At 69.6% G+C, this 11633-nt stretch carries 5 protein-coding genes; 3 read left to right on the top strand and 2 right to left on the bottom strand.

Annotated features, from left to right (window positions below):
* The first annotated feature begins 93 nt into the window (after window positions 1–93).
* Genes recC through recD form a run of 3 tightly spaced genes read left to right on the top strand, consistent with a single transcriptional unit; the run spans window position 94 to window position 8995 of the window.
* The gene (recC, locus tag DFO63_RS16885; protein WP_049446848.1) at window positions 94–3441 is read left to right on the top strand and encodes an exodeoxyribonuclease V subunit gamma; all 3348 of its coding nucleotides are present in this window, start codon (window positions 94–96) and stop codon (window positions 3439–3441) included.
* Entirely contained in the window at window positions 3438–7118 is a 3681-nt protein-coding gene (recB, locus tag DFO63_RS16890; RefSeq protein ID WP_049446850.1) for an exodeoxyribonuclease V subunit beta, read from the top strand. The genes recC and recB overlap by 4 nt, the downstream gene beginning before the upstream one ends.
* The gene (recD, locus tag DFO63_RS16895) at window positions 7115–8995 is read left to right on the top strand and encodes an exodeoxyribonuclease V subunit alpha (RefSeq protein ID WP_101766342.1); all 1881 of its coding nucleotides are present in this window, start codon (window positions 7115–7117) and stop codon (window positions 8993–8995) included. The genes recB and recD overlap by 4 nt, the downstream gene beginning before the upstream one ends.
* Before the next feature lie 109 nt (window positions 8996–9104).
* Here the strand turns inward: recD and DFO63_RS16900 are convergent, their stop codons facing one another.
* Window positions 9105–9500, bottom strand: coding sequence for a hypothetical protein (locus DFO63_RS16900; RefSeq protein ID WP_049446855.1), 396 nt, complete (start codon window positions 9498–9500; stop codon window positions 9105–9107).
* 93 nt (window positions 9501–9593) lie between these two features.
* Window positions 9594–11633, bottom strand: a complete 2040-nt coding sequence (locus DFO63_RS16905) for an FUSC family protein (RefSeq protein ID WP_049446856.1) — start codon at window positions 11631–11633, stop codon at window positions 9594–9596.

Raw genomic sequence — 11633 nt, forward strand, 5'->3', positions numbered from 1 at the left:
TGCCAGGCCGGGACAATCGGCTGGCAGCCCGGAACAATCCGTACCGGCGATGGGCCGGCCATTGAATACTGCCTGCCGTGCTGCACACTGTGCATGATGAGTGACCCGGGCAGCGATTTCCGCCTCTACCATTCCAACTCCCTGGACGTGCTGGCCGCGCTGCTGGCGCGCAACATGCGTGCGCCGGTTCCGGGCCAGCCGTTGCTGGCGCCGGAGGTGGTGCTGATCCCGCAGGTGGCGATGCGGCGTTGGCTGCAAGCGACACTCGCTGCCGAGTATGGCGTGGCTGCCAATCTCGAGTTCCTGACCCCGGGCGAGTTCGTTGCCCGTGCACTCAACGCCAATGTGCCGGGCGAACGCGACGACCTGGACGCGGCCGGCCTGCACTGGAAGCTGTACCAGGCACTGCGCGACCCGGCGCTGCTGGCGCAGCCACCGATGCGCGCGCTGCAGTCCTATCTTGCCGGTGGCGACGCATTGAAGCCGTGGGCGCTGGCCGGTGAACTGGCGTCGGTGTTCGAGAAGTACCAGGCCTGGCGCCGCGACTGGCTGCTGCGCTGGGAGGCCGGCGCCGACCCGGCCGACCCGCAGGCGATCCTCTGGCGCACCATCGCCGGTGGTCACGACTACCGCGCGCGCCGCATCCAGGCCTACCTGGACCGCTTCGAGGGCGCCGGCCAGCCATTGCCACAGGGCTTGCCGCCGCGCATGTCCGCGTTCGCGACGCTCAACATCTCGCCCGACGTGCTGCGCGTGATGGCCACCCAGGCGCGGGTGGGCGAGCTGCACTTCTATATGCCTACCCCCGTGCAGTCGTACTGGGGTGACCTGCAGACGCTGGCCGAGCGCCTGCGCAGTGGCGCGCCCGATCCCTTCGGTGAAGCGGCCGGTGAGAACCGCCTGCTGGAAGCCTGGGGCGCGGCCGGCCGCGACTTCATGGCGGTGCTGGGCAGCTACGAGGTGGTGCACCCGGCCGGCGAGATTGCGGCCTATTCCGATCCGGAGGAGGACACCCGGCCGACCCTGGACGAAGGTGGCCTGTCCGACAGCCTGCTGCATCGCCTGCAGCGCGACCTGTTCCATCGCCGTGCACTGCCTTCGGGGCAGCTGCGCGACGGGCTGCGTCGCGACGACCCCAGCCTGCAGGTGCATGCCTGCCATACCCGCCTGCGCGAGTTGCAGGTGCTGCACGACCAGCTGCGCAGCCTGCTGCAGGACCCGCGCTTCGATCCGCCGCTGCAGGCGCGCGAGATCGCGGTGCTGGCGCCGGACATCGATCCCTATGTGCCGTACCTGGAAGCGGTGTTCGGTGGCCGTGGCGGCGAGGAAGAGCACATTCCCTATGCGCTGGCCGACAGCAGTCCACTGGCGGGCGAGCCGTTGGCCGATGTGTTCGTACACCTGCTGGGCCTGCCGGTCTCGCGTTTCGGCCTGAATGAAGTGCTGGACCTGCTGGCCAGCGCGCCACTGGCCGAAGCGGCCGGTCTGGAAGCGGTGGACTTCGACCGCCTGCATGGCTGGCTGCAGCAGGCCGGCGCACGCTGGGGCCTGGATGCGAAGCACCGCAACCAGCACCAGGCACCGGCCGACGACGCCTACACCTGGCAGTTCGCGCTGGACCGCCTGGTGCTCGGTCACGCGACCGGCAGCGAGGCCGACCTGGCCGGTGTTGCACCGTGGATCGAGCTGGAGGGCGGCGCATTGGAAGCGCTCGACCGGCTGCTGCGCCTGCTGCGCGTGTTGGCGATCTACCAGCGCCGCCTCGGCGAGCTGCTGACGCCGGCGCAGTGGCGACAGCGCCTGCTGTCGCTGCTGGACGCGCTGCTGCCGACCGCGCCCAGCTCGCCCAACAGCCAGCGTGCGCTGGAGCGCCTGCGCAAGCTGCTCAACCAGTTCGCCGACGATGCCGCCAAGGCCGGTTTCGAAGACGGTGTGCCACCGGAGGTGGTGCGTTCGCACTTCGCCGGCGCGCTGGGCGAGGCCGATACGCGCGCGCCGCTGCTGACCGGTGGCATCAGCTTCGGCCGCATGGTGCCGATGCGCCTGCTGCCGTTCCGGGTGATCTGCGTGCTCGGTCTCAATGATGGCGATTTCCCGCGCCGCGACCCGGCGGCCGGTCTCAACCAGCTCACTGCCGAGCTGGACACGCCGCGCCGCCGTCCGGGCGACCGCTCCACCCGCGAGGATGACCGTTTCCTGTTCCTGCAGCTGTTCGCTGCCGCGCAGGAGGTGTTCTACCTGAGTTACCTCGGTGCCGATCCGCGCGATGGCAGCGTGCGCGAGCCGTCGGTGCTGGTCAGTGAACTGATCGATGCCGCGGCCGCGTATCACCTCGATCCGCCTGCGGCGGTCCGCGACTTCACCGTGCGCCACGCACTGCAGCCGTTCTCGCCGGCGGCGTTCGGTGATGGCGATCCACGCCGCTTCAGCTATCGCCGCCAGTGGCATCCGGCCGCTGGTCGCCTCACCGGCGAGCGTGGGGGCCTGCAGCCGTGGTTCGATGCACCGTTGCCGCCGCCGCTTGACGATGCGGTGGAAGACGACGTTGCACTCGATACCCTGCGCCGCTTCCTGTGCGACCCGGCCGGGCAGTTCCTGGCGCAGTCGCTGGGCCTGCGCCTGGCCGACGACGTCGAGGAGGTCGATGACCTGGAGCCGCTGGTGCTGTCATCGCGCGGCCCGGAAAAGCGCAGCGTGCAGGCGGCGGTGGTGCGCGCCACGCTCAGTGGCGATACCGAGCCGTTGTACCCGCGCCTGCGCGCACGCGGCCTGCTGCCCTCCGGCCCCTTGGGCGAGCGCCAGTTCGAGGTGGAGCAGTTGAAGACCCGCCCGTATGCCAGCGCACTGCTGGGCTGGATGCAGGGCGAACCGCTGGAAAGCCGCCGCTACGAGGTGGAGATCGATGGCGTGCGCCTGCATGGCCGGGTGGCCGATCGGCATCCCGAAGGGCTGGTGCGCCTGCGCGCCGGTACCCTCAATGGCAATGCGGTGATCCGCCAGGGCCTGGACTGGCTGCTGGCCAACGCAGCTGGCGATGCGCTGCCGCTGGTGCAGTTCCACGACGGCGGCGATGCCGGTCCTGGCCCGCACGTATTGCCTGCGTTGAGCGTTCCTGCTGCACGCGCCGCGCTGCGCGCACTGCTGCAGCTGCGCCAACGTGGCCTGCGTGAACCGCTGCGCTTTGCCCCGTACACCGGCTGGGTGCTGTACAACGCGCCAGCCGAAAAACAGCGCAGCGAAGGCTGGAAGCAGTGGCACGGCAGCGACCGCAGCTGGGGTGAATCCAGCAGCGATGCCTGGCAGCTGCTGCTGCGTGGCGCCGACCCGTTCGCCACCGACGCCAGCTATGCCGACCTGTTGCGCAACAGCCAGGTGGTCTTCAGCGCGGTACGCGAAGGCCGAACCCTTGGCGCTGATACACGCCAGGAGGGCAGCGCATGAGCACCGCCATCGCCGGAGACGGCATCGAATCTCTCAGCCGCGATCCCTATCTGGCCCTGCCGCTGGACGGCATCCGCCTTATCGAAGCCAGCGCCGGCACCGGCAAGACCTTCACCCTGGCCACGTTGTTCACCCGCCTGGTGGTGGAGCAGGGCCTGCGCATCGGCCAGATCCTGGCGGTGACCTTCACCGATGCCGCCACCCAGGAACTGCGCAAGCGCATCCGCGAGCGCCTGGCGCTGGCCGCGCGCCTGGTCGATCTGGAACCGGCCGAGGGCGAAGCACCGGACGCGAGATTGACCCGCGACGTGCTGCAGCGCCATCTGCAGGGGGGCACCGAGAGCGCTGCCGCACTGAAGCGCCGCCTGCAGGTGGCCGCCGACGAAATCGACTTGGCGTCCATCTTCACCATCCATGGCTTCTGCACCCGGGTGCTGCGCGAGCACGCGCTGGAAAGCGGCCACACCTTCGATCCGCCGGAACTGCTGGCCAGCGACCGTGAGCTGCTGGAGGAGCTGGCCGCCGATCTGTGGCGGGTGCACGCCAACGACCCGGCCACGCTGGAACCGCTGACCTGGCTGTGGTCCAACCCGGACGCGCTGGCCGCCGATCTGCGCGCGCTGCTGGCTGCGCCGCCTCTGCACCCGTTGCCACGGCCGGTGGCGCTGGCCGATCCACACCCGGCATTGCAGGCCACCGCCGCCGAACTGCAGCTGGCGCTGCGCGAGCATGGCGAGCAGTTCTTCATCGACCTCTGCGATGCCGTCGACAACAAGTGGATCAACGGGGTGTCCTACAAGCTGGGCTGGCTGCACACGCTGGGGCGGCAGCTGCTGGCCTGGGCCGGGCGCGCCGACCCGCGCGAGCTGCTGGCCAGCGAACGCCTGCCGGCACTGCTGCCGGACGTGTTGGCCGACAAGACCAACAAGAAATTCCCCGACCGCACGCCGTCGTCGCCAGTGCAGGCGCCGTTGGCGCGCTATGTCGCGCTGCTGGCCGAACGCGATGCCTGGTTGCGTGCCACCGCGCTGAATTTCCTGCACGCGCTTCGCGCCGAAGCCACGCAGCGCCTGCAGGCGCTGAAGCGCACCCGCCGGGTACAGACCTACGACGATCTGATTGATGGCGTAGCGCTGGCCCTGGAAGGCCCGCAGCGGCAGGCGCTGGTCAGGCAGCTGCGCGCGCAGTATCGCATCGCACTGGTCGATGAGTTCCAGGACACCGATGATCGCCAGTGGGGCATCTTCCACACCGTGTTCGGCGATTCGCCGGAGGTGCGCGAACTCGGCCTGGCACCGGCGCTGTTCCTGATCGGCGACCCCAAGCAGGCGATCTACGGTTTCCGCGGTGGCGACATCCACACCTACCTGAAGGCCAAGCAGGTGGCGCGGCAGGCGCCGGTGCTGGACCAGAACTTCCGCTCGCGGCCGGCTGTGCTGCGTGCGCTGCAGGCGCTGTACGACAACGGTGGTGAAGACGCCTTCCTCGAACGCGACATCCAGTTCGAGCCGGTGCGTCCCGGTGGCGTGCGCAGCGATGAGGACTACCTGCGCGACGGCCACGCCGCCACGGCACTTACCCTGCGCGTGCTGCGTAGTGGCGGTGACAAGGCGATGAGTGCGGACGCCTCGCGTGAGGCAGCGACCCAGGCCTGCGTGGCGGCGATCCACCGGATCCTGGTCGAGGCGCGTGCGGGCAGTGCCGTGCTGCGTGGTCATCCGGTGCGGCCGGGTGACATCGCGGTGCTGGTGCGCTCGCATCGCGAAGCGACGCTGGTGCAACGGGCGCTGGCCGCGGTCGGTATTCCTGCGGTGGCGGCCGGCAAGCAGAGCCTGTTTTCCACCCTTGAAGCGCGCGATCTTCGTGCGCTGCTGCTAGCACTGCTGCAACCGGCCGACGAAGGCCGCCTGCGTGCAGCGCTGGCCACGGTACTGCTGGGCCAGCGGGCCAGCGCGATCGCGGCGATGGAACGCGAGGGCGACCTGCAACGCGATTTCCAGGCACAGCTGCTGCACTGGCGCGAGCGCTGGCAGCGCGGCGGACCGTTCGCGGTGATCGCCGATGTCTGTGCCGCGCAGGGCGAACGCCTGCTGGCGCTGATCGATGGCGAGCGCCGCCTGACCAACTACCTGCAGCTGGGCGAACTGCTGCAGGAAGCCTCGGCGCAGGCGCTCGGCATGCATGGCCTGCTGGACTGGCTGCAGGGGCAGATGGCCAGCGCCGACCAGGATGACGAGCAGCAGCTGCTGCGCCTGGAATCGGATGCGCGCCGCGTGCAGATCATCACCCTGCACAAGAGCAAGGGCCTGGAGTATCCGCTGGTGTTCCTGCCCTTCGTCGGCATCGACGGCGGCGCGCCGAACACCGCTTCGCACTGCACCGTGCACGTCGATGGCCAGCGCCAGCTGCACTGGAAGCTGGACAAGGACGAAGCCTGGGAAGCGGCCAGTGCCCAGCGCGAGCGCGAGCAGCGCGCCGAGGATGCACGCCTGCTGTATGTTGGCCTGACCCGCGCCGAACACGCGCTGTGGATCGCGGTGGGTGATCTGGCCGGGCTGGGCAGGACACGGCTGGCACCGCTGCTGGGTGACCTGCAGGCGTTGCGCGCCCAGGCCGACGTGCACATCGATGACAGCGAGACACCGGCTGCGCTGCCGCAGCTGGCAGCCGAAGTGGAAGGTGACCTTCCGGCGGTGCGTGCCCTGACCCGGCGCGTACCCCACGACTGGTGGGTGTACAGCTTTACCCAGCTGGCACATGCCGACGCGGGTGCTGGCAGTGATATCGAAGCCGCCGCCACCGAGCTGCCGGCGCCCGCCGCCGACGAACCCGCAGGTCCGGAACTGCCGCTGGAACCGGCGCTGCCGGAACCCGCTGCGGCGGCCGAGGACAGCGCAGCGGTCGACCCGCGCTTCATGGGCAGTCGCTTCGGCAACGTGCTGCACGAAGCGATGGAGAACGTCGACTTCGCTGCCTGGGCTGACTGGCAGCCGGGTCTGGAAGCTCCAGAGGGCCAGGCCGAGGTGCTGCGCAAGGCGCTGCACGACGAAGGTTATGCCGACGTCGACCTGGACGATGGCGTGGCGGTGCTGGTGCCGCTGGTGGGCCACACGCTCACCGTGCCGCTGCCCGAGGGCGGTGCGCTGCACAGCCTGGGCGAAGGCGAGCGCCGCGCGGAAATCGACTTCCATTTCGCCATCGAACCGACCACGGTACCGGCGCTGTTGCAGGTGCTGCATGCACATGGGGTTTCCAGTACGCGTCGCGGCTTCGGCCAGCGCCGCCGCCTGGAAGGGCTGATGACCGGCATGATCGACCTGACCTACGTGCGCGACGGGCGCTGGTACGTGCTCGACTACAAATCCAACCGCCTGCCGGGCTACAGCCCGGACCTGCTGGCCATTGCCATGCGCCACAGCGAGTACGACCTGCAGGCGCTGATCTATACGGTGGCTCTGCATCGCTGGTTGCGTTTCCGCCTGGGCGCGGCCTATGACTACGAGCGCGACATGGGCGGCATCCGCTACCTGTTCTGTCGCGGCCTGGATGCCGCCGGCAACGGTGTGCATGTGGACCGCTTCCCGTTGGCGCTGGTGGATGCGCTGGATGCATTGTTCGCCGGTGGCGAGCAGGCCCAGGCCGAACTGGCCGCACGTGCCCGTGGAGCCAGCGCATGAGCCTGCTGAAGGAACTGCACCAGAAGGGACAGCTGCGCACCCTCGACCATGCACTGGCGACCAGCCTGCAGCGGCTGCGTGACGACACCCCGGAAAGCGTGGCGCTGGCGGCCGCGTTGGCCTCGCTGGCGGTGTCGCAGGGCCACGCTGCGTTCGATCCGGCACAACCGCAGCGGTTGCTGGAAGGCGTGCCCGAGTGGCCTGCCGCGCAGGACTGGCTGGCGCAGCTGCGCGCATCGCCGTGGGTGGCGACGCCGGAGCAGGCCGATGCCATCGCCGAGGATGCACCGCTGGTGCTGGAAAACGGGCTGCTCTACCTGCGCCGCTATCGCGAGTACGAGCGCCAGCTGGCGGCCGGCCTGCAGCGCATTGGTCGGCATCCGCTGCCGGCACCGGACATGGCCGCGCTGGCACCGCTGTTCGCGCAGCTGTTCCCGCAGGCATCGGGCAGCGAGGATCATCAGGCACGCGCCGCCGGCGTGACCCTGCGCCATCCGTTGGCACTGGTCACCGGCGGCCCCGGCACCGGCAAGACCACCACCATCGCGCGCCTGTTGCTGCTGCTGGCTGCACAGGCCCGGCATGCCGGCCAGGCGCTGCCCGAGGTGGCGTTGGCCGCGCCCACCGGGCGCGCCGCCGAGCGCATGGCCGAGAGCCTGCGCGTCGCCGTGCAACGCCTGCAGGAACAAGGACTGGACCCGGCGCTATGCGCGACTTTGCCCAGTACCGGCACCACCCTGCATCGCCTGCTCGGGGTGATTCCCGATTCACCGCGCTTCCGTCACCTCGCCGACAATCCGCTGCCGGTGGACGTGGTGGTGGTCGACGAAGCCTCGATGATCGATCTGCCGATGATGGCCAAGCTGGTCGACGCGATTGCCAGCGGTACCCGGCTGATCCTGCTCGGCGATCCTGACCAGCTGCCCTCGGTCGAGGCCGGCGACGTGCTCAGTGCGATCCTGCGCGCCAGCGGTGATGGCATCGGCACCCGCGCCGATGACGCGCAGGCACTGCATGGCCTGCTGGCACCGGCTACCTTGCAGCCGCAGGCCACACCACGCGCCTTCGCCGGGCGCCGCGTGCAGCTGCAGCGCGGCTACCGGCAGAGCAATGCGCTGGACCTGGCACCACTGGCCCATGCCGTGCGCGAGGGCGACAGCAGTACCGCGCTGCAGCTGCTGCGCAGTGGTGAACTGGCCGGCGTGCATTTCCACGAAGGCGAAGCCGATCCGCTGCGTGGCCAGCGTGAGCACCTGCTGGGCCACTGGCGTGCACTGGCCGACGCAGCCGATCCAGTGCTTGCCCTGCAGCAGGCCGGGCGCCTGCGCGTGCTGACCGCGTTGCGCGAAGGCCCGCAGGGCGCGCGCGGGCTCAACAGCCGCATCGAACAGCTGCTGGCCGGCAACACCCCGGGCTACTTCCAGGGGCGCCTGCTGCTGGTCACCGAGAACAGCTACCGGCACCGCCTGTTCAACGGCGATATCGGCATCTGCCTGCGCGATGGCAGCGGCGCGATGGTGGCCTGGTTCCCCGGCGACAGCGTCGATCAGCCGCGCGCCTTCCACCCGGCCGCATTGCCCGCGCACGAAAGCGCCTTCGCGATGACCGTGCACAAGGCACAGGGCTCGGAGTTCGACGAAGTATGGTTGCAGCTGCCACGGCAGGACAGCCGCGTGCTGTCGCGCGAACTGGTCTACACCGGCCTGACCCGCGCCCGCCAGGTGCTGCATGTGGCGGGCAGCGCCGACGTGCTGCAGGCCGCGCTGAAGCGCCACGCCAGCCGGTTGGGTGGCCTGGCCTGGCGGCTGGGTGCGGAAGCGGTCGCCGAAGCACCGGCGCGCATTGAACAGCCCACGGTGCAGGGCACGCTGTTCTGAAGAGGGGTCGGATCCCGTTCCCAATGGGAACGGGATCCGGCCCCCGTCGCCGAGGCACGCATGCTCCGGGTCAGAGCCCTCCCTCCGGGAGGGATCCGACCCTGCGTCATTACGCGATCAGTACCAGCCCATCGGGGAACACGATCGCTGCTTCATCGGCACTCACATCGAAGAAGCCCACGCCGTGCTTCTCGGCCAGGTCCTGCACCCGTCCGTGTGCGCGCTCGGCCACCGAGTAGGCGAACGCACCGTAGATCACCTGACTACCGATGCTGTACTCGGTCACCTCGGCACGATCATCGTCGTCGTTGCTCAGCGGCCCGTTCATCGGCGGGAACTCCTGTGCCATCTCGGCAAACCACGCCTGCAGCGCCGGGCTGCTGACCGCCGGGTCGTCGTACTCGTGGCGCTCGTTCCACTGCGTCTGCTTCTCGAACCAGGCGATGAAAGCCGCGGCCTCGCGCGGGGCGGCGCTGGCCTCGAACACCATCATGTCGTAGCTCATTGGGGCTTCCTGTGCGGGGCGGGGGTCAGAGCCTTCGCCGGGGGCAAAGGATCCGACCCCGGCGCGGAGTCTGTGGACGCACAGGGTATCGCGCTACGGCTGCGCGGCCGCGCTCATCGCCAACCCCGGCGCCAATGCCTTGGCCTCCGGGAACAGCGCGAAGCGCAGGCCGATCAGGCCCATCAGCGCTTCGTCGCGCGCCTTGCACGCGGCCACGCTGCCGACCCGGCCCAGCGAGGTATCCAGCCGCTCGCGCAGCGCTTCGGCGGCCACAATCGGTTTGCGCGCGGCAATCTGCCGCCGGTAGTGCGCGGCGATCTCTTCCAGGATGTGCTCGACCGCTTCGCGGCTGCGCTCGGGCAGTTCCAATCGTGCGCGGCGCAGCTGCAGGATGTTCAGGCCGATGCGCGCTTCATTGAGCATGTCCACCGAGGCGATGTCGCTGCCCTCCGGCGTTGCCGCCAGGCGCGGGGCGAGCAGGCCCAGCAGGTCGAGCATGCGTGCGGCGAAGCGCTGGCGGTCCTGCTGGCCACGTCCTTCGGCGGCTTCGGCCAGCGTGGTCCAGCCCTGCCGCACCAGCCGGCGCGCGGTCCACTCGGCACCCACCGAACGGAACAGGCGGGTCATCACCACCGCAAAGCCAATGCCGATGAACATCGCGATCGACGAGTTGAGGAAGGTCTGGATGTTGGCGCTATAGGTGTTCTGCAGACTCAGCAGCGCGGCCAGATTCACCGTCAGCGGCAGCGCGAACAGCGCGCTCTTGGGGTGGTGCAGCATCAGCCCCAGTGGCAGGAACACCACTGCCAGCACCAGTGCCAGCAGGCCGAAGTCGTGCACCGCGGGGAACACACCGAACAGGTACACACCGGCCACCACCGAGGCGACCATCGCCCACACCAGGAACGACACCATGCTCGGTGCCGGGTCGTCCTGCGCGGCGAAGAACGCGGCGGTTACCGCGGCCATCATCGCGCCGTTGCCACCACCTTCCCAACCCAGCGCGATCCACAGCACGCAATAGCTCATCAGCGCCACGCCGGCACTGAGCGCGGAAAACAGCGCCATGCCGTAGTCGACGTGCTTGTCAGCGGCCACGCGCTCGGTGCGGATGCGGTAGTGCGCGCGGTCCAGCGGCGCGGTGCCGTGGTCGATCGCGTGCTGCAGCGTGCGGCAGTCCTGCCACAGGTCCACCAGCTCTTCCAGGCGCAGCAGCAGGCTGGCCAGTTGCAGGTGCTGCAGGTCGCGGTCCACCTGCGGCTTCAGTGCGCTGATGCGCGCGCGCAGGCGGGCGTATTCGCTGGCGTTGGTCGGGCCATCCAGCCAGTCGTGGATGTCATCGACCAGTGCCGGCAGCCCTTCCGGCAGGGCCTGGCCGTCGCTGCGCAGCGCACTCAGGCGGTCGGCAATCGACGACAGCACCGGCAACAGCAGCAGCATGCGCTCGCGCAGGCGCTCCATCGACACCGCCGAACCGGCATGGCGCGGATCATCGCGGCGCAGGAACTCGATCAGCGCCTCGAACTGCACCAGGTCGGCGGCCAGCCGGTTGCGCGGCGCATGCGCGCGGCCACGTTCAAGGATCTGCCGGCACCACTGCGCGGCGTCCTCCATCCAGTTGCCGATGCGCGCGCGCAGCATCGGGCGCACCGAGGCCGGGAACAGCAGCGAGGCGAACATCACCGCCACCACCGTGCCGAGGATGATCTCCTCGCTGCGTGCCACCACCGTGTCGAAGATGGTTTCCGGCGAGGTCACCGCCGGGAAGCCGATGAAGGCGGTGGTGTAGCCGGCCAGCAGGAACGCGTAGCCGCGCGGTCCGCGGTTGAGCAGGGCCATGAACAGGCAGCCGGCCAGCCAGATCGACATCGCCGCGCTCAGCACCAGCGGCGTTTCCACCAGCGCCGGCAGCACCAGCAGGGTGGCCAGGCCGGCCACCAGGGTGCCGACGATGCGGTACACGCCCTTGGCCCGGGTTGGGCCCAGCAGCGGCTGGCTGACGATGTACACCGTGCCCATCGCCCAGTACGGGCGCGACAGGTTGCCGGCCATGGCGATGTACAGCGCGGCCACCGCGGCCAGGTAGGTCTTGATCGAGAACAGCCAGGCCTGGCGGTCGGTCAGCGCGTTCAT

This window comes from Stenotrophomonas sp. AG209, from assembly GCF_003550055.1.
Taxonomy (GTDB): Bacteria; Pseudomonadota; Gammaproteobacteria; order Xanthomonadales; family Xanthomonadaceae; genus Stenotrophomonas.